This is a genomic window from Aeromonas sp. 97A, from assembly GCF_051919185.1.
Taxonomy (GTDB): Bacteria; Pseudomonadota; Gammaproteobacteria; order Enterobacterales; family Aeromonadaceae; genus Aeromonas; species Aeromonas veronii.
The window spans coordinates 2,820,143-2,845,094 of the sequence record NZ_JBQBFF010000001.1 but is presented as its reverse complement, the minus strand read 5'-3'; the positions used below and the strand labels follow the sequence as shown (position 1 = coordinate 2,845,094).

General features: G+C 59.3%; 18 protein-coding genes and 1 pseudogene. 13 read left to right on the top strand and 6 right to left on the bottom strand.

The window, feature by feature from the left end:
• Window positions 1–13 precede the first annotated feature (13 nt).
• The 6 genes from arcB (at window position 14) to ACTG27_RS12685 (ending at window position 11,934) form a co-directional block, all read left to right on the top strand.
• The gene (gene arcB, locus ACTG27_RS12710) at window positions 14–2,326 is read left to right on the top strand and encodes an aerobic respiration two-component sensor histidine kinase ArcB (RefSeq protein WP_439979764.1); all 2,313 of its coding nucleotides are present in this window, start codon (window positions 14–16) and stop codon (window positions 2,324–2,326) included.
• A 51-nt stretch (window positions 2,327–2,377) separates the two neighbouring features.
• Window positions 2,378–3,742 (top strand): dGTPase, encoded by a 1,365-nt coding sequence (gene dgt, locus ACTG27_RS12705; protein ID WP_439979763.1) that lies wholly within the window; start codon window positions 2,378–2,380, stop codon window positions 3,740–3,742.
• A gap of 315 nt (window positions 3,743–4,057) precedes the next feature.
• A complete protein-coding gene (locus tag ACTG27_RS12700; RefSeq protein WP_005349248.1) occupies window positions 4,058–4,261 on the top strand; it encodes a hypothetical protein in 204 nt (67 codons plus the stop codon).
• 223 nt (window positions 4,262–4,484) lie between these two features.
• Window positions 4,485–8,726, top strand: coding sequence for an ATP-binding protein (locus ACTG27_RS12695; protein WP_439979762.1), 4,242 nt, complete (start codon window positions 4,485–4,487; stop codon window positions 8,724–8,726).
• The gene (locus ACTG27_RS12690) at window positions 8,707–9,918 is read left to right on the top strand and encodes an EAL domain-containing response regulator (RefSeq protein WP_439979761.1); all 1,212 of its coding nucleotides are present in this window, start codon (window positions 8,707–8,709) and stop codon (window positions 9,916–9,918) included. The genes ACTG27_RS12695 and ACTG27_RS12690 overlap by 20 nt, the downstream gene beginning before the upstream one ends.
• 39 nt (window positions 9,919–9,957) lie before the next feature.
• Window positions 9,958–11,934 (top strand): HAMP domain-containing methyl-accepting chemotaxis protein, encoded by a 1,977-nt coding sequence (locus tag ACTG27_RS12685; protein WP_439979760.1) that lies wholly within the window; start codon window positions 9,958–9,960, stop codon window positions 11,932–11,934.
• A 59-nt stretch (window positions 11,935–11,993) separates the two neighbouring features.
• Here the strand turns inward: ACTG27_RS12685 and rfaH are convergent, their stop codons facing one another.
• The 4 genes from rfaH to metN form a co-directional block, all read right to left on the bottom strand.
• Window positions 11,994–12,494, bottom strand: a complete 501-nt coding sequence (gene rfaH, locus ACTG27_RS12680; protein WP_005339074.1) for a transcription/translation regulatory transformer protein RfaH — start codon at window positions 12,492–12,494, stop codon at window positions 11,994–11,996.
• Window positions 12,495–12,590: 96 nt separating this feature from the next.
• A complete protein-coding gene (gene metQ, locus ACTG27_RS12675) occupies window positions 12,591–13,391 on the bottom strand; it encodes a methionine ABC transporter substrate-binding lipoprotein MetQ (protein WP_421222463.1) in 801 nt (266 codons plus the stop codon).
• Between the two features lie 25 nt (window positions 13,392–13,416).
• On the bottom strand, window positions 13,417–14,070 hold the full coding sequence (locus ACTG27_RS12670) for a methionine ABC transporter permease (RefSeq protein ID WP_005339070.1): 654 nt from the start codon (window positions 14,068–14,070) through the stop codon (window positions 13,417–13,419).
• Window positions 14,051–15,094 carry a methionine ABC transporter ATP-binding protein MetN gene (gene metN / locus ACTG27_RS12665; protein WP_005339067.1) on the bottom strand — a complete coding sequence of 348 codons (1,044 nt, stop codon included), beginning with the start codon at window positions 15,092–15,094 and terminating at the stop codon, window positions 14,051–14,053. Before metN ends, ACTG27_RS12670 begins: the two co-directional genes overlap by 20 nt.
• Before the next feature lie 505 nt (window positions 15,095–15,599).
• On the opposite strand from metN, the gene ACTG27_RS12660 reads away from it, so the two are divergent.
• The gene (locus tag ACTG27_RS12660) at window positions 15,600–16,055 is read left to right on the top strand and encodes a hypothetical protein (RefSeq protein WP_064338722.1); all 456 of its coding nucleotides are present in this window, start codon (window positions 15,600–15,602) and stop codon (window positions 16,053–16,055) included.
• A 104-nt stretch (window positions 16,056–16,159) separates the two neighbouring features.
• Here the strand turns inward: ACTG27_RS12660 and ppgK are convergent, their stop codons facing one another.
• Window positions 16,160–16,900 carry a polyphosphate--glucose phosphotransferase gene (gene ppgK / locus ACTG27_RS12655; RefSeq protein WP_005339062.1) on the bottom strand — a complete coding sequence of 247 codons (741 nt, stop codon included), beginning with the start codon at window positions 16,898–16,900 and terminating at the stop codon, window positions 16,160–16,162.
• Window positions 16,901–17,011: 111 nt separating this feature from the next.
• On the bottom strand, window positions 17,012–18,166 hold the full coding sequence (gene queG / locus ACTG27_RS12650; RefSeq protein WP_439979759.1) for a tRNA epoxyqueuosine(34) reductase QueG: 1,155 nt from the start codon (window positions 18,164–18,166) through the stop codon (window positions 17,012–17,014).
• A gap of 60 nt (window positions 18,167–18,226) precedes the next feature.
• On the opposite strand from queG, the gene ACTG27_RS12645 reads away from it, so the two are divergent.
• From ACTG27_RS12645 to miaA, 6 genes and pseudogenes are all read left to right on the top strand, one after another.
• A complete protein-coding gene (locus ACTG27_RS12645) occupies window positions 18,227–19,738 on the top strand; it encodes an NAD(P)H-hydrate dehydratase (RefSeq protein ID WP_439979758.1) in 1,512 nt (503 codons plus the stop codon).
• Window positions 19,739–19,748: 10 nt separating this feature from the next.
• Entirely contained in the window at window positions 19,749–20,222 is a 474-nt protein-coding gene (gene tsaE / locus ACTG27_RS12640) for a tRNA (adenosine(37)-N6)-threonylcarbamoyltransferase complex ATPase subunit type 1 TsaE (protein WP_005358296.1), read from the top strand.
• 23 nt (window positions 20,223–20,245) lie between these two features.
• On the top strand, window positions 20,246–21,934 hold the full coding sequence (locus ACTG27_RS12635) for an N-acetylmuramoyl-L-alanine amidase (protein WP_235664768.1): 1,689 nt from the start codon (window positions 20,246–20,248) through the stop codon (window positions 21,932–21,934).
• 16 nt (window positions 21,935–21,950) lie between these two features.
• Window positions 21,951–22,130 carry a hypothetical protein gene (locus ACTG27_RS12630; RefSeq protein ID WP_439979757.1) on the top strand — a complete coding sequence of 60 codons (180 nt, stop codon included), beginning with the start codon at window positions 21,951–21,953 and terminating at the stop codon, window positions 22,128–22,130.
• Window positions 22,131–22,133: 3 nt separating this feature from the next.
• Window positions 22,134–24,004 (top strand): annotated as a pseudogene (mutL, locus tag ACTG27_RS12625) (DNA mismatch repair endonuclease MutL).
• Entirely contained in the window at window positions 23,994–24,923 is a 930-nt protein-coding gene (gene miaA / locus ACTG27_RS12620) for a tRNA (adenosine(37)-N6)-dimethylallyltransferase MiaA (protein WP_439979756.1), read from the top strand. Before mutL ends, miaA begins: the two are co-directional and overlap by 11 nt.
• The last annotated feature ends 29 nt before the right edge of the window (window positions 24,924–24,952 follow it).

The following is a 24,952-nucleotide window of genomic DNA, read 5'->3' as shown; positions in this document are numbered from 1 at the left end:
GGAAAACAATAAGATGAAACAGATTAAATCCTGGGCGCAATATTATGTCGATCTGATGACCAAGCTGGGACTGGTGCGATTCAGCATGTTCCTAGCGGCGGGCATTATCGTGCTGGCGGTCGCCATCCAGATGGGGGTGACCCTGTTCCTGCGCGGCAATATCGATGTGATCGACTTCGTTCGCTCGGTCTTTTTTGGCCTGCTGGTGACCCCCTGGGCGGTCTATTTTCTCTCCATCGTGGTGGATCAGCTGGAGGATTCCCGTCAGCGACTGAGCCGGATGGTGCGCAAGCTGCAAGATATGCGCGAGCGGGATCTGGAGCTCAATACCCAGCTGCAGGAGAACATCAGCCGCCTCAACGCCCAGATTGCCGAGACCAACCGGGCCGAGAGCCTGCGTCTGCAGGCCATCGAGGATCTCGAGAACGAGGTGTTCCAGCGGGAGAAAGCCCAGCTCCATCTGGGGGAGCGCACCGCGCTGCTGCGATCCTTTATCGACTGCTCCCCGGATCTGGTCTACTACCGCAACGAGGATGAGCAGTTCTCCGGCTGCAACCGCGCCATGGAAGAGCTGACCGGCAAGGTGGAGGCCGAGCTGATCGGTCTGACCCCGTTCGATGTCTACAAGCAGGAGATTGCCAACAAGGTGGTGGAGACCGACAAGCAGGTCTTTGCCAGCAACGAGCCGCTCACCTACGAGCAGTGGCTGGAGTATCCCGATGGCCGTAAAGCCTACTTCGAGCTGCGCAAGGTGCCCTTCTTCGACCGCTTCGGCAAGCGACTCGGCCTGCTCGGCTTTGGCCGTGACATCACCGAGCGCAAGCAGTATCAGGACAAGCTGGAGAAGGCGAGCCGGGACAAGACCACCTTTATCTCCACCATCAGCCACGAGTTGCGCACCCCGCTCAACGGCATCGTGGGCTTAAGTCGGATGCTGATGGATACTCCCCTCGATCCCAAGCAGCAACAGCAGCTTAAGACCATTCACCTGAGTGCGGTGACCCTTGGCAATATCTTCAACGACATCATCGACTTGGACAAACTGGATCGCCGTCGCCTCGAAATTGCGCCAACCCGTATCGACCTGCCTGCCTTCCTCGACGAGCTGGAGACCCTGTCGCGCATTCAGGCGGAGCAGAAGGGGCTCTATCTCCATTTCGATCGCGATGGCGACATGCCGCAATTTGTGATGGCTGACGGTACCCGCCTGCGTCAGGTGCTGTGGAATCTGGTGGGCAACGCGGTCAAGTTTACCGATGAGGGGGGCGTCACCGTGCGTTGCCTATCCCATCCCGCCGACGAGCCGGGCAAGCTGGCCCTGCACTTCGAGGTGGAGGATACCGGTATCGGTATCCCGCGCGCTCAGCAGGAGAAGATCTTCGCCATGTACTATCAGGTGCAGGGCAAGAAGCACGCCACCGGCACCGGCATTGGCCTCGCGGTCTCCCGTCAGCTGGTGCAGGCGATGGGCGGCCAGCTCTATGTGGACAGCGATCCGGGCGAAGGCTCCTGCTTTACCGCCGAGCTGGAGGTAGCTTGCGCCGAGCCTGTGTTGCCAGAGCAGGAGGAGGAGATGCCCTCCCTCGATATCCTGCTGGTGGAGGATGTGGAGCTTAACGTGACGGTGGCCTGCGCCCTGCTGGGCAAGCTGGGTCATCAGGTGCAGGTGGCACGGGACGGCACCCAGGCGTTGGCGATGGCCAACCCGGATGATTTCGACCTCATTTTGCTCGATATCCAGCTGCCGGACATGACCGGCTTCGATGTGGCGAAAACCCTGCTGGAGCGTTATGGCGACAGCCTGCCACCCATGGTGGCGCTCACCGCCAACTCCACCGGCGATCGCCAGTACTACCGGGATCACGGCATGCAGGATGTCATTAACAAGCCGCTTGGCTCCAAAGCGGTGCGGGAGGTGATTGGTCACCTGTTTGCCGATCTGGCCGAGGATGAAGCGGACGAGCAGGCTGATGCGGGCAATCAGGATGCCCTGCTGGATATCCCCTTCCTCACCGATTACGCCGATACCGTGGGAAAGCAGGTGCTGCTCTCCAGCGTTGATCTGTTCGAGAAGATGATGCCGGACTACATGGCGGTGCTTGACTCCAACATGATTGCCAAGGATCAAGCTGGGGTGGTGGAAGAGGCACACAAGATAAAAGGGGCGGCAGGCTCCATCGGTCTGCGTCGACTGCAGCAGACGGCCCAGCTGATCCAGAGCCCGGATCACCCCGCCTGGTGGGAAAACGTGGAAGACTGGATTGAGACGCTGCGCCGCGAATATCCCGGCGATATCGCCCGTCTGCGGCGCTGGTTGCTGTCTTGAGGCTGGAGGTTGTCTTGAGTCTGATGGAAGTTGCTGGCAAGGAGCTGCGAGATGTATAGCCGTTTGATTACCCCTGCGCGCATCCACCCCTGGGGGGATGAGGAGCTGCTGGAGGCGACCGAGCAGGATCGCGCCCGTATCGTGCAGGCCGCGCCGGTGCGCCGGTTGCAGCAGAAGACCCAGGTCTTTCCGCTCGATGTGAAGGCCTCGGTGCGCAGTCGCCTCACCCACTCGCTGGAGGTGCAGGAGACAGGTCGCCAGATCAGCCGCCGCATTCTGGCCGCCTTGCCAACAGGAACGGTCTGCGAAGGGGCCTTTATCAATCTGGTGGAGATGTCCTGCCTGCTCCATGACGTGGGTAACCCGCCGTTTGGCCACTTTGGCGAGCAGGTGATGAGCCAGTGGCTCGGCGAGATGCTCGATCCCCTCTATCAGCAGGCGCTGGCGCAGACACCCTCGGCCCAGTGGGCTGAATTGCGTCAGGACCTGCAACTGTTTGATGGCAACGCCCAGAGTCTGCGGCTGGTGCACAGCCTGCACGAGCTCAACCTGACGCTCGGGCAGCTGGCGGCGCTCTGCAAATACCCGCAGCAGCCGCAACCCGGGGTGAGCTATGGCCAGCATCATGGCTGGAGCAGCAAACGAGGCATCTTCTTTAGCGAGCAGCCGCTCTACCGTGCCCTCGGTCAGAGCCTGGGATTGGCCCCCGGCTGTCGTCATCCGCTGGTCTACATCATGGAGGCGGCCGATGACATCTCCTACTGCATCGCCGATCTGGAAGATGCGGTAGATCGGCGGATCCTGACTCAGGGTGAACTGCTGGCGGCGCTGCGAGTTGCTGACCAGAGTGACTACATGGGCACCTTGCTGGATGAGGCGCTTGCCAGTGGTCGGGGCTTTTTCCCCCATTTTCGCCAGCTGTTGACCCGGGATCTGGTGGCGTTGGCGGCGCAGAGCTATGTCAGCGAACATCAGGCCATTTTGCAGGGATCCTATCCGCAAGCGCTGCTGCACGGTCAGGCGCCGGCGGCGCGGGTGCTCGATATCCTCAAACGGGTGGCCCGCGAGCTGGTCTTTATGCGCCCCGAGGTGGAAGCGCTTGAGCTGGAGGGGTATGCGGCGCTGCGCGGGGTGCTGACCAGTTATGCCTGCCTGTTGGCGCTGCCAGCGCCACAGTTTGCCCGTCTGCTGGCCGGGGAGGGGAGTCAGACGCTTTTCTTTGCGCGCCGCCTCTATCACCGCCTCTCGGCCCGCCATCTCAAGGCCTATCGATTGGCGATCGCCACTCCGGATCCGCGCTTTGCCTGCCAGAACGAGCAGGAGTGGTATTACCGGGTGCGGCTGCTGCTCGATTATGTCAGCGGCATGACGGATACCTACGTGCTGGAGGAGTACCGGCTACTCTCGGGGATCTGATGTCCCAAGCTCCCTGTCGGGCAGCATAAAATGCCGTAAAAACGTTTAAAAAGGAGTCGCAAGAGGCTTGTTTTAAATTCGGATATTTTTTAGACTTCTGCAACCTGTTCAACTTTTATCCGGTAAGGAGACGAATATGCAACATCTGATGCTCAATATTGCATTCTCTCGCGGCACTGCGTGCGGCGTGAAATCTCGTGCTCTTTTACCGCGTGGCGTAAACAGGTAACCCCTGTCTTTTTATCACCCGCGGTTCGTCCCGCAGGGTGATATCCACTTTCTCCGGGAGAACCGCATGTTCAACTGGAGAATGTCATGTCTATCGAACTGGTTTTACTGCGCAGTGTTGAATCCCTGGTCCAGAGAAGGATTGCCCGGGTCGAGCGTCGTCTCGTGCAGGTCAATCTGTCACCCGCCCTGCTCAGGGATATCGGGCTGGAAGGATATCAGGGTCAAATCGCCCTCGTTCGCGAGCGGGAGTATCAAACCGGCTTCCGCCTCGGGAATCGAATAACCTGATCGCGAAGGGGAGAATAAGATCCCCCTCGCTAGTGAAATGGCAGGCTGCATGCCTGCCATTTTTCCATCTTGCGGTTGATTCCAGGTTCACATGTTGGTGACTCAGTATTATCCTCTCCGCCCTCATTGTAACAGCTGCGATTGTTTTCTCGCCTTGCGTCGTCAGGATCTGCAAGATTAGAGGTGGCAGCCCTATCTGTTTTACTCATCAGGACAAGACCTTATGCCACTCCTTCGTCAGCTTTTTCTTCCCATTTTGCTGTTGTTTTCAGGCATGTTGGCTGTTGCGGCTCCCCAACCGCAAGATGAGAGCACAAGTAACGAAATTTCTGCACAAAAGGAGCTGCTGGTCGGGGTTCCCCGTGGTGGTTATCCCCCTTTCATCTATCAACTCCCCAACCTGCGTTATGCCGGTCCGCTCAAGGAGCTGGCCTCGCGTATTGCAGCCGAAATGGGCGTGTCATTGCGTTATATCCCCTACAACTCCTACGTAGATGCCCAGATTGCTCTCCAAGGTGGCCAGATCGATGCATTAATCGGGGTTGAACGTAATGCTCTTGAGCTGAAGGGGATAAACCATATCGGCAGTATCGGTTCATATGCCCGCTCCATTTTAATGCATACCCCGGATCAGCAATTGACCCTGGAGCAGGCGCGCAAGTTACGCTGGGTCTGTATTCGCGGGTTTGGCAGTTGTAATGAATTGGCGCGTTTGGGGATCTCTGATGTAACTGAGCTGGAGAGCCGCACTGAGGCGACCTATATGGTCAAGCTGGGCGCTGTCGATGCATATCTTGAGTTGGGGCCAATTGTTACCCTCAAGATGGAGAGAATGCCAGCGTCAATGGGGGTTGTCGCTCCTGGGTGGCTTTCTGGCAGCACGTTGACGATGGCGACCAGTTCCCTCCAGCCAGAACTGAGTGAGAAGCTTTGGCAGGCATATCAACGGATACCCGTTGCAGACTCACGATTACGGTTGCATCAGGAAGATGAACGCGCCAACGCTGGTCTGTTGCTGGAACCAGATGAGGCGATTTGGCTGAAGCAGAGAAACAAGGTCATCAAGTTCGCCGTTGCCCCCGGATTTGCCGGCATCAGTGAAATCGATGACGAAGGTGAATTGCATGGCTATACGGCAGACCTGATGAAGTTATTGAGTCTGCGCTCCGGGATCCGCTTTGAGCTGGCGTCGACAAATACCTGGCAGGAGTCACTTAAAATGCTGAAAGAGCACAAAGTGGACCTTATTCCCTTGATGACACCGCTCAAGGATCGTCAGTCCTTTGCCTCTTTTACCTCCTCCTATCTGAAGTTCGACAGCTATGTTGTAGCCAGACACGGTGCTCGCCCGCTGAAGTCGTTGGTCGAGCTGAAAGGGCGTCTGATTGGTGGTGTGACGGGCTCTTACGAAGCCTCTCTCATTCACGCGCTGGGCGCCAATATTATCGAAGTAGGCAAAGATGCCGATTTACTGACCTTGCTTGATACTGGGCGAGCCGAATATGTGCTGTTGACCATGACCAATCTGGGACAGCAGGCGATGAAGGGGTTCAATGATAAGTATCAGGTGGTGCTGAGCTCTCCCGAATTTTCCGTACCTATCAGTATGGCCGTCGACAATGCTCAGCCCGAGTTGCTCCGAATCATGGACAAGTTGCTGCTGACCATCACGGATGAGGAGTGGCAACTGCTGGAACGACGCTGGCTCAATGTGTCGGTCAATATCGAGTCTGATTACACCCTGATTTACAAATGGTTGGCCATAGGGGGGGGCGCCTTGCTCGTCAGCGGTTTGCTGGTGATGTTCTGGGCTCGCAGTTTGCGTCGCCAGATTGCGCAGCGCAAAATCGCAGAGGACAAGCTGAACGAACAGTTGCTGTTTGTGCAGACCTTGCTCAACTCACTGCCAACCATGGTGGCGCTACGTGATAGCGAGCAGCGGATCACCTTGTGCAATCAGGCCTATCGCGATGCTTTCCTCGGTGCTGGCAGTAGCAGTGAGGAGCTGCAAAACATGCCAGAGACACTCAGAAACAGTGTGTTGGAAGAAGAGCGTTTGGTGTGGCAGACAGGACAGGATCTGGAGGGGGCAGGCAGTAACCTGCGAGCTGATGGTACGCCCTGCCATGTTATCTATGCCAAACGCCCTTATCGCGATCCCGATGGCAATATGCTAGGGGTGTTGACAGTACTGACCGATGTCAGCCGGATCAAGGAGGCGGAGGAGCGCGCCCGTCAGGCTGAAAATCGCCTTACCCAGATTACCGACAGCATGCCTGGGGTGGTCTATCAGTATTTGTGGCAAGGGCCGGGCAAGGGGCGCTTTCTTTATGCCTCTCAGGGGGCCAACGAGATTCTGGGGGTATCTCACCAGGATTTATTTAACGCTGAATCGGGTGGTGAGGTATTTGGCTTTACCGAACAGGCCCTGCAGGAGTTTGTCAGCAAGGTGGCCAACCATGCCGAGACCCTGGCCCCCCTCGATCTGGAGGTCAGGGTGGAGCGGCCTGATGGAGATCGCTATCTGCAAGTGCGTGGCAACTTTGTCAGACAGGAGCAGCAGGCACTGATCCTCAACGGGGTGATTCAGGACATCACTGCCCTCAAGCAACAGGAATATGAGCTGCGCGAAGCTCGCGCCTATGCCGAGCAGGCGATGCAGGCTCGCAGCCGCTTTTTGGCAACGATGAGCCATGAGCTGCGCACTCCCATCTCAGGCATGCATGGCATGCTCGAATTGCTGCAAATGAGCGAGCTCAACGACGACCAGCGTTTTATGGTGCGCAATGTGGTCACCTCGACCAATAACCTGCTCTATCTGGTCAATGACATCCTCGATTTCTCCAAGATAGAAGCGGGTCAGTTGCAGTTGAATTACCAGAGCAGCCGGTTGCAAACGGTGATCTGCGATGCCATTCGTGGCCATGCGGCACTGGCTCATAACAAGGGGCTCAACGTGGTGCTGGAGTGGGAGCATCATGTGCCGGATTGGGCCGACATCGACGGGGTGCGTATCGGTCAGGTCATCTCCAACCTGCTCAACAATGCGGTGAAGTTTACCGAACAAGGGGGGATTACGATTCGGGTCAGCTACCTGAGCGAGCAACTGACCATCAGTGTCAGTGACACCGGTATCGGGATCGCCGCAGAGAAGCAGGCGCTGCTGTTCACGCCTTTTGAGCAGGTGGAGTCAGATATCAACCGTCGTTTTGGTGGCACCGGACTGGGGTTGGCAATCTGTGAGCAGCTGGTGTGCAAAATGGGGGGGGCACTGACACTGACCAGCAAGGCAGGAGAGGGCTCCAGCTTCCGCTTTACCGTACCGCTTACCAATCCGCAGTGGGATCCCCCTGCTCTGGCTGACACAGAATGGTGGTTTTTCAGCGATGACACCAACCTCGAAGTGGCCATGGTACGGCAGGGGGCCAAGCTCAGGTACTTGGGGGCCAATGAGCTCAGTCGCTCACTGGACGGGTTGCTGTTGGCCGATCAACGGTGGCTTGAGCAAGCGCTTGGGGGGGAATGGCAAAGCTGGCTGCAACACTCTGCGCTGAAGGGGATCATAGCGTCACCCGATGAGGCGTTACGGGGTCGGATTGGTGAACAGAAATGGTGGCGCCTGGGTCTATCTCCTCTCTATCCGGATCTTCTGCTGGAGAGCTGCCACGAATTGCTACAGGAGCGGGTCACACCAATCCTCCCTGCGCTTGCAGAGAAGCTGGGTGGCAAAGTATTGGTGGCCGATGATCATCCGGTCAATCGTGCCTTGCTGGCACGGCAGTTGGCCATTCTTGGTATCGAGGCTCAGGTCGTGGAAGATGGCGAGAAGGCTCTGCGGGCCTGGCAGGGACAGCAATTCTCTCTGCTGTTGACTGATTGCCATATGCCGGTGATGGATGGTTATGCCCTGACCAAGGCGCTGCGGGCTGCGGGAGTGACGGCCCCCATCATAGGGGTAACGGCAGATACGTCGGAAGAGGCGAGTGCTCGTATGGTAGAGGCCGGCATGAGTGACATGCTACTGAAGCCCTACCCGCTGGATATCTTGCGCCAGATGCTGGCCCATTGGCTGGCAGAGAGGACGCCAACCAGAAGCGCGGGTGCGCCCGTTGATGGGGCTACAGGCATGCAGGCTGAACGCTGGTTAGCGCTGTTTGGTGACGAGCTGACCGCGCGAGCCATGGCGGTGGAGTATCTCGATTCCAACCGGCAGGATGGCGAGGCCATGATGGCAGCACTGATTTGTCATGATGCCAGCGCCTTGGTAGAGACCGCCCACCGGATCAAGGGGGCTGCCCGAATGGTCGGGTTGGAGGAGCTTGCCAGTCAGGCCGCCATGCTGGAATCGGCAGCGCGATTGAAGCGGCTCGACGAGCTCGACGATCTGGTCAGCACAGTGCAGAGGTTGATGACGGCGATTGCCCACGACATTGGATTATGGCTCGATGAAAAAAGCACAACATGAGTTGGTCATCATGGTCGTGGAAGACCATGGATTTCAGCGCAAGGCGCTGCTGCACCAGATCCGCAGCCTGGGTTACCAGAATCTGCTGGAAGCGGTTGATGGTATCGAGGCGTTGGCGCTTAGCCAGCAACACAACGTCGATATCCTGTTTTGCGATCTGCGAATGCCCGGAATGGATGGCATGGCGCTGTTGCGCCGCCTGTCGCTGGGTGGTTTTCAGGGCGGCATTATCCTCTCCAGCGCGCTTGAGGGGGATGTGGTCGAAGCCGTATTGCGTATGAGTACCGCTTATGGCCTGCAGGTGCTCGGTCGCATAGAGAAACCCTCAACGCCGCCGCAGCTCCAGCGGCTTATCCAGGCTTGGTCACCCCGGCAGGAACCCCTCAGGGAGGAAGAGGGGCACAGAATAGGACTCGATGAGTTGCGTCGGGCGATCGAACAAGATCAACTGCTGCCCTGGTATCAGCCCAAGGTGAGTTTTGCATCCGGCGAGTGGGTCGGGATGGAGGCGTTGGCCCGCTGGCAACACCCCGAGTTTGGCCTGATCCCGCCCGGGCGTTTTATTTCACTGGCGGAGCACAACGGGCTTATCGATCCGTTGACCGAGGTGATCATCAGCAAATCTCTGAGTGATGGCCATTTATGGGAGGAAACCGGGTTGTCACTCAATCTGTCGATGAACCTCTCCACCACCTCACTCATTGAAGGGGATCTTTGCAACTTATTGATTGATCAGTGCAAGCGCTGGAGTATCAATCCTGAGCTCATCACCCTGGAGGTGACCGAGAGCGCATTCGTACAGGATCTGGGCAAGTCTCTGGAGGTGCTGACCCGGCTAAGGATGCATGGTTTTGGCCTCTCCATCGATGATTTTGGTACCGGCTACTCCTCGATGCAGCAGCTGGCACTGTTGCCGTTCACCGAACTCAAGCTGGATCGCTCCTTTGTCGATCGCTGCCATGCCGATCCGTCACGTTTGGCTATCATCGAGTCCAGTATCGAGTTGGCCCGCAAGCTGGGGCTGAAGTCGGTGGCGGAAGGGGTAGAAGATGAGGCGACCTGGCGAGTGCTGGCCCAACTCGGTTGCGACCTTTGTCAGGGATTTTTCTCTGCCCGCCCGATGCCGCGCAGTGAATTGGCTAATTGGCACCGGACTTGGCAAGATAGATTGCCTACACTGATATCTATCTGATTCTGTTGGCTGGATCCCTCTGTTTGAACAAGGATGTTCATGAAAATCTCAAGCAAGTTGCTGCTCAGCTTCGGTTTTATCAACCTGCTGATCCTGCTCTCCTCCACGCTGGTCTATTACCGGCTGACCCAGATAAATCAGGCCCAACACACCCTGCTGGAGCAGGCGCTGCCCGCTTTGCAGCGGGATGAGGCGAGCCAGAAGGCGCTGGTTGCCACCGTTTCTGCCTTGCGTGGCTATCTGATCCTCGGCAAGGATCCGGCTCAGGCTTCCCGCCTCAAGCAGGAGTGGGAGTCGGCCTGGCAGGCCATTGCCCATCAGGCCTTCAGTCCGGCGCTTGCCAAGTCTCTCGAGACTTTCAAAAGCCATCAGGAGAAGGTGTGGACCATCGCCCAGAGCGAAGAGAATCTGCCCGCTCACACCCTGATGTTGCAGGAGGCGGGGCCGTTGGCAGAGGCGGCGCTCGATCAGTTGCAATCCTTTGCCAATGAAGAAGTTGCTACACCGCAGGAGCAACTCTCCGGCGATCGCCGCATGCTGCTCAAACAGGTGGGGGATGCCTACAACAGCCTCGCCAACTCTCTCTCAGCCCTGCGGGATTTTCTCATCTCAGGTGACCCCGAATACCGCAGCAAGTATCAGGATTACTACCAGTTTCATCAGCAGCGTGTGGCTGAGGTTAAACAGCAAGCCGCGCTCTTTACCGACACCCAGCAGAGCCTCTGGCAGCTGTTTGAAGAGATGGCTACCCCCTTCTCCGAGCTGGTGGGGCAGGTGATCGAGAAGCGCCAGGCTCCGGATTGGGATCAGGCAAACTACCTGATGGCCACCGACATCGAGCCGATGCAGTCCAGCCTCAGTGAGCAGCTGGTCCAGCAGGTGGGGAAAACCCGTGCCGAGGTGGATCAGATTTCGGCGCAGATGACCGGAGCCGGGAGGGCCATCAACCAGACACTGCTGTTGGCTACCGGCAGCGCCATCGTGCTTGGCATGGTGGTCGCCTGGCTCTTTAGTCGCCGTCTGACCCGTGACATTGCCTGTCTGGTGACCCGGGCGGGGCAGGTTGCGGATGGCCAGCTGGCGGCCGAGCCCTTGCTGATAACAGGGCAGGATGAGTTGGGAGAGTTGACCGGTTCCATCAACCGGATGTCTGCCCAGTTACATCATCTGGTCGGGGAGTTGCAGGGTGCAGTGGGGCAGGTCGAGGTGGCCTGTCTCGATGTGGGCAGCACCACCAGAGCCATAGTGACGGATCTGACGGCGCAGGATCAACGGGTCGATGCGGTGGCGGCGGCTATCGATCAGATGTCGGTGAGTGCCCGTGATGTGGCTGGCAACATTGCCGGTGTGGCGGATAGTGCCCATCAGGTGCGGCGGCAGACCCGTCAGGGAGAGGCCGCGCTGGCACGAATGAGCGATACCATGCAGCAGATTGCCGCCATGATTGGACAGGCCAACGAAGCCATGGGGCTGTTGGAGCATCAGAGTGAACAGGTGGGGCAGATCACAGAGGTGATCGCCACTATAGCCGAGCAGACCAATCTGCTGGCACTCAATGCGGCGATCGAGGCGGCGCGGGCAGGCGAGCAGGGGCGCGGTTTTGCGGTGGTGGCTGACGAGGTACGCCAGCTGGCGACCCGCACCCATCAATCAACCGCCGAGATCAGCCAGACTATTGCGGCCATCTCCCAGCAGACTCGCCAGACGGTGAGTACCGTCAGCAGTGGTACCCGTTTGGTAGAGCAAGGACGGGATGCAGTTGGATTGGTGACCGATACCCTGAGTGCCATGAACCAGCTGGTACAGTCGCTGTCGGGCCAGCTGGAGGCCATTTCGGTGGCAACCGAGCAGCAGTCGCGGGTGGCCGCCGAGGTATCCGGGACGGTCGACGACATTGCCGCGCTCAGTCGGCAATCCTGTCAGCGTAGTCAGCAGGGGGAGGAGATCGTAGCCAGACTGGCTGGCGATACCGGCAAGCTGAAGGCGGTCATCGCCCGTTTTGATCTTGATGCGTGAGATGGCGGGATCATCCCGCCATTGCTAATGCCATGCACTGGGCCGTCTGGCCCGTGGGTTTAGTCCAGACGTCTGAAGGTGTGGTTGTCGAAGCTGCTGGTTGTCTCCCGGTTGAGCAGGCTGACCAGCAAAATCGCCCGTTTCTCTCCATCCGGCTCCATATAGATGGCTTCGAAGCCGGCAAGCGGCCCCTCTTCAATCAGCACCTTGTCGCCCGAGCAGGGCAGGCTGGCGTAGCTGGCTCTCGCCTCATCGCTGTCATCGCGACTCATCAGCTGATAGACCAGCTTGCTGCTGATGGGGGTCCATTCACTGCCAAAGTGGATGATCCGGCTGATGCCGCGGGTCGATTTCAGGGTGACCGGTGTTACCTCTTCCAAATCAACGAAGATAAACAGATAGTTGGGGAACATGGGTTCCCGTACCGGAACTCGCTTGCCCCGGCGCAGCTTCTCGATCTCCACCATGGGGTAATAGGATTCGATACCCTGGGCATCGAGGTGGGCGCGGGCGCGGGCCTCTTCTTTTGGCTTGCAGTAGGCCAGATACCATTTTTTCATGTTATGAGTATGTTCGTGTTGCCGTGCTCGCGGATATGATAGCGGCGCCAATAAAAAAGGCCACGCATTGCGTGGCCTTTTTTGCCGAGTGAGCAATTACCAACCTTTTACCAGGCCGCCTTTGAACAGCTCGAGACCTTTCTTGTAGACATCATCGGTCTGGAAAGCTTGTACGAACTGTTTGACCTTCTCGTCATCCTTGTTGTTGTCGCGGGCGACGATCAGGTTGACATAGGGGGACTCTTTGTCTTCAACAAACAGGCCGTTCTCGGTCGGGGTCAGACCAATCTGACCGGCGAAGGTGTTGTTGATGATGGCCAAGTCCACATCTTCCAGCGAGCGCGGCAGTTGGGCTGCTTCCAGTTCCACAATCTTGAAGTTACGCGGGTTGCTGGCGATATCCAGTACGGTCGCTTCCAGACCGGCACCATCCTTCAGGGTGATCAGACCCTGTTTGGCCAGCAGGATCAGGGAACGACCCAGGTTGGTCGGATCGTTCGGTACCGCGATCTGGGCGCCATCTTGCAGCTCGCTCAGCGCCTTGATCTTCTTGGAGTAACCGGCAATCGGGTAGACGAAGGTGTTGCCAACCGGCTCCAGCTTGAAGCCGCGATCACGCACCTGCGCATCCAGATAGGGTTTGTGCTGGAAAGCGTTGACGTCGATGCTGCCATCGTTCAGCGCCACGTTCGGGGTGACGTAGTCGGAGAAGTTGACCACCTCGACTGTCAGACCGTATTTCTCTTTGGCTACCTTGGCAGCCACTTCAACCAGTTCGGTCTCCGGGCCGGCAATAGCGCCCACTTTCAGAACCTTGCTCTCTTCTTTTTGACCGCAACCGGCCAGAACCAGACCAGCCAGCAGGGCAGCCGCAACGGATTTGATGCCAAATTTCATAAAACCTCCTGTCAGAAATCGACGATTAACGATGATCACATTTGTTGACCAGGCGCTCACCCGCGCTCTGGATAAGTTGAACCAGTACTACCAGGATAACCACGGTCACCAGCATGACGGTCGGGTCAAAGCGCTGATAACCATAACGAATACCCACATCCCCCAGACCACCGCCACCGATGGCCCCGGCCATGGCCGAGTAGTTCACCAGAGTGACGAGAGTAATGGTGACACTGTTGAGGATGCCGGGCAGAGCCTCGGGCAGCAGCACCTTGGTGATAATTTGCAGCGGCTTGGCGCCCATCGCCTTGGCCGCTTCCAGCAGGCCGTCCGGCACCTCCATCAGGGCCCCTTCCACCAGACGGGCGATGAAAGGGATGCAGCCGACAGTCAGCGGCACGATGGCGGCGATGGTGCCGATACTGGTGCCGACAATCAGCCGGGTTAGCGGAATGATGGCGACCAGCAGGATGATAAAGGGCACCGAGCGACCCACGTTGACCACCATACCCAGAGTACGGTTGAGCAAGGGGTTGGCCAGGATCTGGCCCGCCTTGGTCACGTGCAGTGCCACGCCGAGCGGCAGACCCAGCAGGCAGCCGAACAGAGCGGAGGCAAACACCATGATCAGGGTGTCGCCCAGGGCCGTGATGAGCAGATTAATCATGGCTTCTGACATAACCCATTACCTCCAGCTGAATGTGGTTGTCGATGAGAAACTGCTGGGTCGCCTCGCACTGGGCTTCATCCCCGAACAGCTCGGCCAGCAGGAAACCGAATTTGACGCCACCTGCGTATTCGATGTCCGCGCTCAGAATGCTGATGTCGATATTGAAACGGCGGCTCGCCTCGGAGATCAGCGGCGTATCGACCGTGCTGCCGGTAAAGCCGAGCTTCACCAGCGGGTAGCTACCCGGCACCCGCTCGCTGCTCATCCGATCCTGATACTCCTGCGGTACCTCCAGATGGATGGTGGAGTGGATGAAGTCACGTGCCAGCTGGGTTTTGGCATTACTGAAGAACCAGGCCACTTCGCCCTGTTCGATCAGACGGCCATCGCTGATGATGGCCACTTCGTCACAGATCCCCTTCACCACATCCATCTCGTGGGTGATAAGCAGGATGGTGAGCCCCAGCTTGACGTTGATCTCCTTGAGCAGGGTCAGGATCGAGCGGGTGGTCTGCGGGTCGAGGGCCGAGGTGGCCTCGTCACAGAGCAGTACCTTGGGGGCCGGTGCCAGTGCGCGGGCAATGGCGACGCGCTGTTTCTGACCGCCGGAAAGCTCGGACGGATAGGCCTGGGCACGGGCTTCCAGCCCGACCAGCGCCAGCAGTTCGGCAACCCGTTGCTGGATCTTCTCTTTGCTCCAGCCTGCCAGCTCCAGTGGAAAGGCGATGTTGGCAAACACAGTGCGGGAGGCAAGCAGGTTGAAGTGCTGGAAAATCATCCCGATCTGGCGGCGAGCCTGGGTCAGATCCCGTTCACTCAGGGCGACCAGATCCTGGCCATCGACAATCACCTGGCCCTCTGTCGGACGCTCCAGCAGGTTGACACAACGAATGAGGGTACTCTTGCCGGCACCGGAGGCACCGATCACCCCGAAAATTTTGCCTTGGGGTACATGCAGACTCACATCACGCAGGGCGTGCACGGCGTCACTGCCTGTACCGTAGACTTTGTTGAGACCGATCAACTTAATCATGGATTCTTCCGTGCTAACAGCCTTAAAGCACAGGGCGCTACAGGCGGGGAAATTGGGCAGAGGTTCCACTGGGTTACTCTGTCATCATGGAGGATGATGCTAAGATGTCTGGATGGCCATGTCAACGCATGTTTTTACGTCTAGACGTCTAAAAAAGTGATAAGGATTTCTGTCAGGCAGATAACGATCAGGATGGTATTGTTGCTCTTCCAGATCCTGTTTCGTCTCTGCGGCACATAACCGAATTAAAGATGGTTTATATCGGGTAAATGCTGGTTTTATTAGTGTGTCAGCCCGTTTCTGTTCACATCTGCTGTCGAGCCTGATGCTCCTCCATCGTTACACAAATTGCTGCACAAATCGTTCCCTATTCGTGACCGGATCACCTGATCGCTACTTTGTCGGCGTCAACCTTGATGCAGCGCAAGGGGGGCTCGGATAGGGATTGGGTCGGTGGCGCCGGTTTTTTATACTAATGACGTCGACAAGCATGGAGGGCAGTGCGATGAGATTCCAACAGATCAAAGAGTTGCTGCACTATCTTGAGCAGGTTCATCACCAGCTCGGACTCTGTTACGGGCGTTTGACCAGTCAGGTGGACAGCGAACGCAGCCGGATGTTGCTGGTCTATCTGCAAGGGCGTGAGGATGCGGCCAGTGCCCATCTGCACGAATATGCTGCTCAGCTGGGAGAGGCGGTCAGGGAGACCTGGCTGAACCAGAGTTTCAGCGAGGATATGCTGCCTGCCATTACCCGCTTCGAGCTGCCGGCATCAGTCCAGACCCAGGATATCGTCACTCAGGTATGCCGTTGGGAAGAGCAGCTGGTGGGCGAACTGAGTCATCTGGCCCGGGAGTGCCCGACACCGGCCACCACCGCCTTGCTTGAGAATCTGGCCAGGCTGGAGCAGACCCGACTGACCCGACTGGTGCACGGAGTGCACCGACTCGACGACATGTAACGGGTGATAAGCGCCAAACACGCAAGATGACCGCAAAACAAAAGGGCCCGGCAGCAGTGCCGGGCCCTTTCAATTGGTATCTGCTGACTTGCAGTGAGCGTCGGTCAGCCCTGCTGCTCGGCCGCGTAGAGGGCGGCCCCGATAATGCCCGCCTGATTGAGGCTGGCCGCCGGAATAAGCGGCGCCCGGGTCTCGATGCGATCGACAAACTTATCCAGCTTGGCTGCGCTGCCGCCCCCCAGAATGAAGAGGTCGGGGGAGAAGAGAAACTCGAGGCGCGCCAGATACTTGTTGAAACGCTTGCCCCAGCGGTTCCAGGAGAGATCTTCCCGTTTGCGCGCCGCATCGGAGCAGTAGTGCTCGGCGACCATTCCTTCCAGCATCAGATGGCCCAGCTCGGTGTTGGGCAGCAGATGGCCGTTGACGAAGATGGCGGTGCCGATGCCGGTGCCGACCGTGATGAGGATGATGACCCCCTTGCGATCCTTGCCAGCGCCAAAGCGCATCTCGGCCAGACCGGCGGCATCGGCATCATTCAGCACATAGCAGGGCTTGCCGGTGACATCGGCAAACAGATGCTCGGCATCGGTTTCGATCCAGCTCTTGTCGATGTTGGCGGCACTCTTGGCAACCCCGTTGTGGATGGTGGCGGGAAAGCCGCAGCCTACCGGCCCTTTCCAGTCGAAATGTTCGACCAGCGCCTTGAGGGTATGGGCGATGGCGGCCGGGGTGGCCGGTTGCGGTGTGGCAATGCGATGGCGCTCGCCAATCAATTCGCCGGTTTTGGTATCCACCAGACAGCCCTTGATCCCTGAGCCTCCAATATCCACTCCCAACATATGCATCTGTGTTGTCCTTGTTGTGTGCCGAGCAGTTTGCAGTGACCACGCTGTTATGGGCACTGCAGGTCGGCAGAGCATGAAAAAAGTGCTGCAATCCGGCAAGGGGCAGATCACTTATGCGTGATCCGACAGACCTTTTTCGATGCAGCGGATCAGCAAACGGGTCTTCTTGTTCTCTTCATCCTGACGCCGGGCAAGGGTGGCCAGCGCCCATTCGATATGTTCGGCCACCATGGGCTCGGCGGTGGTCCGCCCCAGTTGCAGGGCCGCGATCACCTCGGGGGTTGCCGGGCCATTGCCAAGGGCGACTGCCAGATTGCGGCGCCAGCGTTGATAGCCGATGCGGCGGAGCGGGCTCCCCTCGGTCTGTTTGAGGAAATCGCTCTCGCTCCAGCACCACAGCGCCAGCAGGGGCGGGCGGTGCAGGCTGGTGCGGGGGCTGAAGTCGGGTTCCGGGCTGGCATCGGCATAGCGATTCCAGGGGCAGATAAGCTGGCAGTCGTCGCAGCCGTAGATGCGGTTGCCCATCAAGGGCCTGAACTCTTCCGGAATAGGGCCGTCATTCTCGATGGTGAGATAGGAGATGCAGCGGCGGCCATCTACCACATAGGGGGCGACAATGGCGCCGGTCGGGCAGATGTTGATGCAGGCGACACACTTGCCGCACTGCTCCTTCTCCACTGGCTGGTCGACCGGCAGCGGCAGGTTGAGCAACAGCTCACCGAGAAAGAAGAAGGAGCCGGCCGATTCGTTGAGCAGCAGTGAGTGTTTGCCAACCCAGCCGAGGCCCGCCTTGGCTGCCAGTGGCCGCTCGAGGATGGGGGCGGAGTCGACGAAGGGGCGCCACTCACCCAAGGTCTCTTCAGTGCCTTGAAACAGCTCGGCGCAGCGCGCTTCGATGCGCTCACCCAGCTGTTTGAGCCGGTTGCGCAGCACTTTGTGGTAGTCGCGACCGAGGGCATAGCGGCTGATATAGCCCAGAGTCGGATCGCGCAGGGTAGCGGCGAAGCCCGCCTCGAACGGCAGGTAGTTCATCCGCACCGACAACACCCGCACCGTGCCCGGCAGCAGCTCGTGGGGGCGCGCCCGCATCATGCCGTGGCGCGCCATGTAATCCATGCTGCCGTGATAGCCCGCATCCAGCCAGGCCTGCAATCTCGGCTCTTCGATACGCAGGTCGGTGTCGGTGATGCCCGCCTGGTCAAAACCTAGCTCCCGTGCCCAGAGCTTGATATCGTGGGCCAGCTGGTGGAAGTCAGGTGCGCTCATGCGGCTTGGCCTGGCCGGAGTTTGCTGGCGTGGGTCGATTGATAGGAGGCGGGAGCCGTCATGGTAGAGATCATCAGGGGCGCGTTGGGCACAAAAGAGGGGGGCAGTTTACCACAGGGGCTGTGGCAGACTGAACAGATCCGCGCACTGGAGCGCAACTGGGCCGCGCGTGAGGGGCAACCTCTCTATGCCCTGATGGAGCGAGCCGGTGCCGCGCTGCGTACTTATGCCACCCTGCATTGGCCCGACAGTCGCTGCTGGTGGATTTTCGTCGGCCCCGGTAATAACGGCGGTGATGGCTATGTGCTGGCCCGCCTTGCCCGCCAGATTGGCATCGAGGTGGTGGTGATTGCCGCTAGGGCACCCGACCAGCTGAAGGGGGATGCCAAACAGGCCGCCGATGAGTGGTTGGCGGCCGGTGGCAGGGTCTGGCTGGCCGAGCAGTTTGATGATACCCAACACTCCGCCCCGGATCTGGTGGTCGATGCCCTGCTTGGCACCGGCGTCAACACGCCCCTCTCGCCACTACTGACAAAGATCGTCGCAACAATCAATGGCTTGGCTGTGCCCGTGCTGGCGGTGGATCTCCCCTCTGGCCTCAACGGCGATACCGGCCGTGCCATGGGGGCTGTGGTGCAGGCCACTCGCACCCTCACCTTTATCGGTATCAAGCAGGGGATGCTCACCGGCGACGGGGTGGATTGCGTCGGCCAGCTCGACTGCGATCCCCTTGGCGTGACGCCTGATGACACTATGCTGCCCGCCGCCTGGCGTATCGATTATCCGCAGCTCAGCACGCAGCTGACCCCGCGTCCGCGCGCTTCCCACAAGGGCTCTTATGGCAAGGTACTGCTGGTGGGGGGCAATCGCGGCATGCAGGGGGCCATCGTGCTGGCTGCCCGCGCCTGCCTGCGGGCGGGGGCCGGGCTGGTGCGGGTGTGTCAGCATCCGGAACATCCGCCGGTCAGCCTCTATCAACCCGAACTGATGAGTCTCACTACCGCAGATGACGAGGGGTGGGCGTCGGTGCGGGTCATTGGCCCCGGGCTCGGTCAGGATGAGTGGGGAAGAGCGCAAATCGCCCGTTATCTCACCGAACGGCTGCCACTGGTTTTGGACGCCGATGGATTGAATTGGCTGGCGCAATCTCCCCGCCATCAGGATAATTGGGTGCTCACGCCCCATCCCGGTGAAGCGGCGCGCCTGCTGGGATGCTCCATTGCCGAGATTGAAAGCGATTGGTTTGCCGCCGTGCAGGCGCTGCAGCGGCGCTATGGCGGTGTGGTGTTGTTAAAAGGGGCCGGAACACTTATTTATGACGGCGAGCGGGTCGCTCTCTGTTGTGAAGGCAATCCCGGCATGGCAAGTGGCGGCATGGGCGATCTGTTATCTGGTATAATCGCCGCCCTTTTGGCCCAGGGCTGGTCTGCCACCATGGCAAGCTGGCTGGGCGCCGTGATCCACGGTGAGGCTGCAGATCAGGCCGCCGCCGACGGCGAGCGGGGCATGCTGGCGTCAGACTTGCTGCCGCTGATCCGCAAACTGGTTAATCCCGACACCATTACAAGTTAAAAAGAAGAACATGGCAAAACAGTTGATGATGACACTGCCGGACGAGGCAGCAACCGTGGCACTGGGTGGCCGTCTGGCACAGGCTTGCCAGCAGGCGACCACAGTGTTTTTGCATGGCACGCTTGGCGCCGGTAAAACCACCCTGACACGCGGCTGGGTGCAGGGCCTTGGCCATCAGGGCAAGGTAAAAAGCCCAACTTACACCCTGGTCGAGCCCTATGAGCTCGATGGCTGGCAGGTCTACCATTTCGATCTCTATCGCCTGGCTGATCCGGAAGAGCTGGAATTCATGGGCATTCGGGACTATTTTGCCGCCAACACTCTCTGTCTGGTGGAGTGGTCCGAGAAGGGCGAGGGCTGGTTACCGGCTCCCGACCTGGAAATTACCCTCACCTATGTAGGCGAGCAGCGCGAGGTTCTGATAGAGGCTCGCTCTGCTATTGGCGAAGCCATTCTGGAACGGTTGTCATCTACGTGCGCTTGATCCTTGTTATTGCTCTCTCCTTGATGGCGTTACCCTCCTGGGCGAATCAGCTCAAGAGCGTACGAATCTGGCCATCACCGGATAACACCCGGGTGGTGCTCGATATGAGCAGCGCCCCCAATTACAACTACTTCACCCTCACCGGCCCGGATCGGCTGGTAATCGATCTGAAAGGGGCGAGCAACGCCGCCAATCTGGCCCGGATCGAGAACAACAGCGAACTGGTGCGCAAGATCCGCCAGAGCACTCCGCTGGAGAAGGGCGGTCTGCGGCTGGTGATGGATCTCAGCTCCGCCATCAAGCCTGTGGTCTTTCCGTTGGCGCCAGCCGGGCCTTATGGCCACCGTCTGGTCATCGATCTGCCTTATGAAGAGAAGCGCTCGGCGGCAGCAGTGCAATCCACGCCTGTCGGTGGCAAGGGCAAGGGAGTGGTGATTGCCATCGACCCGGGCCACGGCGGGGAAGACCCGGGCTCCATCGGCCCGCGCCGTACCTACGAGAAGCGGGTGACGCTGGCGGTCTCCCAGAAGCTGGCGGCACTGATCGACCGCGAGCCGGGGATGCGTGCCGTGATGACCCGTCGTGGCGACTATTTCGTCGACCTCAACAAGCGCTCCGAGATTGCCCGCAAGGCCAAGGCGGATCTGCTGGTGTCGGTCCATGCGGACAGTTTCCACAACTCCACGCCCCGTGGTGCCTCGGTCTGGGTCTTGTCGACCAACCGTGCCAACCGCGAGATGGGCAGCTGGCTGGAGAAGCAGGAGAAGCAGGGCGAGCTGCTGGGCGGTGTCGGCAAGGTGTTGGCGGAATCTGATCCCAACCCCTATCTGGCGCAGACCTTCCTCGACCTATCCATGGACAAGTCCCGTGCCGAAGGGTATGACGTCAGCCGCCAGATCCTGCGCTCCATGGGCAAGGTTGCCCGACTGCACAAGAAGGCGCCGGAGCATGCCAGTCTGGCGGTGCTGAAGGCGCCGGATATTCCCTCGGTGCTGGTGGAGACCGGTTTTATCTCCAACCATGCTGAAGAGAAGCTGCTGGCCACCGCCAGCTATCAGGACCAGCTGGCCCGCGCCATCTTCGAGGGGATCCGCAACTACTACCGCGCCCACCCGACCAAGGGGGCCATGCTGACCGGCAAAGGGCAGGTGAGCCAACCTGCTGCTACTCGCCCTGCACCGGTAGCCCGGCAGCCGGTGAGCCAGCCCAGGCAGACACAGTCGCAGCCGGTGGTGACCAACAAGATGCCCGCCACTGCCCGCGACGGCGGTGCTGGGAGCGGCTCCGGAGTCGGGGTGATCAAGCCTTACTCGGCGGCAGCGCAAGAGAGCGGTGCGCCGGTCAGCAGTGTGGGCGACTATGACAAATCGCGGATGCTCCGCCATGTGGTCAAACGGGGCGAGAGCCTCTCTCGACTTGCCGAGAAGCATGGGGTGAGTCAGTCCACTCTGGTGGAGATCAACCAGCTGCGCAGTCGGGATATTCAGATTGGTCAGACCATCTATATCCCCCAGCAGGGGCAGAGCCGCAGTGCCGCCCCCGTTCGCAGTGACGACAAGTCGCAGATGATCCGCCATGTGGTCAAGCGGGGGGAGAGTCTCTCCCGCCTTGCCGAGAAACATGGGGTGAGTCAGGCTCGGCTGGTAGAGATCAACAAGCTCAAGTCGCGGAATATTCAGGTAGGGCAGGTGCTCTACATTCCGCAAAACTGACGCGCGGGAGCGAGCGATGCCGCTCCCGCTGTTAGCGAATAACATCAGCAAGATTGAAATTCAGGAGCAAGTGATGCCGATCCGTATATTGCCCCCTATCCTTGCTAACCAGATTCCGGTTGGTGGAGAGGTGGTGGAGCGGCCCTCCTGGAGCCTTAAGAGACTGACCATCCGCAAGAAAGAAATTCAGGAGTAAATGATGCCGATCCGTATTTTGCCACCCATTCTGGCCAACCAGATTGCAGCCGGAGAGGTGGTGGAGCGGCCCTCTTCTGTGGTGAAAGAGCTGGTGGAAAACAGCCTGGATGCGGGGGCCGACCGGGTCGAGATCGACATCGACAAAGGGGGAGCCAAGCTGATCCGCATCCGTGACAACGGCTGTGGCGTCGCCAAAGACGAGCTGGTGCTGGCGCTGTCGCGTCATGCGACCTCCAAGGTGGCCACGCTGGATGATCTGGAAGGGATCAACAGCCTCGGCTTTCGTGGTGAGGCGCTCGCCTCCATCAGCTCGGTCTCCCGTCTCACTTTCACCTCCCGTACTGCAGATCAGTCCGAAGCCTGGCAAGCCCAGGCGGAAGGGCGCGAAATGAGCGTCACCATCAAGCCGGCGGCCCATCCGGTGGGCACCACGGTGGAGGTGGTGGATCTCTTCTTCAATACCCCCGCGCGGCGCAAGTTCATGCGCAGCGAAAAGACCGAGTTTGCCCATATCGACGAGCTGGTGCGCCGCATCGCGCTCTCCCGCTTCGATGCCACCCTGATCCTGCGCCACAATGGCAAGGTGGTGCGCCAGTACAAGGCCGCCAATACCGTGCCGGAGCAGGAGCGTCGCCTCGCCGCCGTTTGCGGCACCCCCTTCATGCACCATGCGCTGGCGGTGGAGAGCGAGCATAGCGACGTGCGGTTGTGGGGCTGGTTGGCGACTCCGGAGGGGGCAAGACCGCAAAACGATCTGCAATACACCTATGTCAACGGCCGGATGATGCGCGACAGCTCATCAACCACGCCATTCGTCAGGCCTATGACGAGCTGCTGCCTCCCGATCGCTTCGCCGCTTATGTGCTCTATATCGAGCTGGATCCCCGTCAGGTAGATGTCAACGTCCACCCGGCCAAGCATGAGGTGCGCTTCCATCAGGCGCGGCTGATCCACGACTTTATCTTTCAGGCGCTGTTTACCGCGCTGCGCCGCGAAGGGGGGAGCACCGCTCATCAGGACACTCCGCTGGCCGAAACTCTGGTCGAGTTGCCGGTCAGTCCGCAGATTGAATATCCCGGTCAGGCGCCACGTCCCGAATGGTACGGTGCCGAGCACAGCTACCGGGCACCTGCACAGGTGCTGGAGGGGGGCAGTGGGGCTAGCCGAGCCAGCAATTATCAACCGCCCGAGCCCCCAAGCCGGGAGGCGATGCACGGCATGGGCGCTCTGCTCACTACGCTGCCTATCGCAACTGCGACTGAGGCTGCTCCCGCACAGTCCACCGACACGGTGCCGTCACCCAAACAGGGGGGATGTCGCGCCCTGACACTGGTGGAGCAGGCCTACCTGTTGATCGAGCGGGATAATCAGCTGGCCCTGCTCTCGCTGGTACGCGCCGAGCGGGTGCTGCTACGCCACTGGTTGCTGGAGACCTGGGGTCAGGGGCTGGCGGCCCAGCCACTGTTGCTGCCGGTCTCCTTCAAATTGCCGAAGAATTTGATCGCGCTGGTGACCGAGCAGGAGCGTTTGCTGAAACGGATGGGACTGGAGTTGAAAAGCGGGGGGCGCGACACCATGATCCTGACTCGGGTACCGGCTCTGCTGCGCCAGACCGATCTGGTGCGTCTGTTACCCGAATTGCTGCAAATTATCGAGGGCGGATCTGACAGTGATGCTGGTCAGCAGGCTGAAGTATTATGCCAATGGCTGGTGGAGCAGGGGATAAGCCGCGAGAAGATATACGATTTTTCAACTGCCAGTCGTCTGCTGACGGAACTTGTGACTGATTTCAGTGACCAACTGGCAGACATTCGCATGGTACGCCCGCTTTCGCTGGCGACCGTGCTGGAGGAGTTTGAACATGGCGAGTGACTTGCCGACCGCAATTTTTCTGATGGGGCCGACGGCCTCCGGCAAGACGGATCTCGCCATTGAACTGTGCCAGGCATTGCCTTGCGACATCATCAGCGTCGATTCTGCGCTGATCTATCGCGGCATGGATATAGGTACGGCCAAGCCCACCGCTGATGAACTGGCGCGGGCTCCGCACCGGCTGATAGACATTCTTGATCCCGCTGTGAGCTATTCGGCAGCCGATTTTTGCAAGGATGCCCTGCGGGAGATGAAAGAGATCGCCGACCGTGGCCGCATTCCGCTGCTGGTGGGCGGTACCATGCTCTATTTCAAGGCGTTGCTGGAGGGATTGTCCCCGCTGCCCTCTGCCGATCCCGCCATTCGTGCCGGGATTGAGGAAGAGGCTGCCCGCTGCGGTTGGCAAGCGCTGCACGACGAGCTGGTGCGCATCGACCCTGTGGCCGGGGCGCGGATCCACCCCAATGACCCGCAGCGACTCTCTCGGGCGCTGGAGGTCTACCGTATCAGCGGCAAGACCCTTACCGAGCTGACGCAGGTGCAGGGGGAGGGCTTGCCCTATCGGGTGCTGCAGTTTGCCATCGCCCCGAGCGATCGCTCCGTGCTGCATCAGCGGATCGAACAGCGCTTTGACAAGATGCTGCAAGGCGGCTTTGAACAGGAGGTTCGTGCGCTGATGGCGCGCGGCGATCTGCACCCGGATCTCCCCTCCATTCGCTGTGTGGGTTATCGCCAAATGTGGGACTACCTGTGCGGTGAAGTGGGGTATGATGAGATGCGTTATCGTGGAATTGTTGCCACACGCCAATTGGCAAAACGACAGATGACCTGGTTGCGCGGCTGGCCCGATGTGACCTGGTTGGAATCTGGTGAGTCTGGCAATCTCGACCGCGTGCTTGCTCGCGCTGGTGCGGCTTGACACTCCCTGTATAATCAGGTTGTTATATT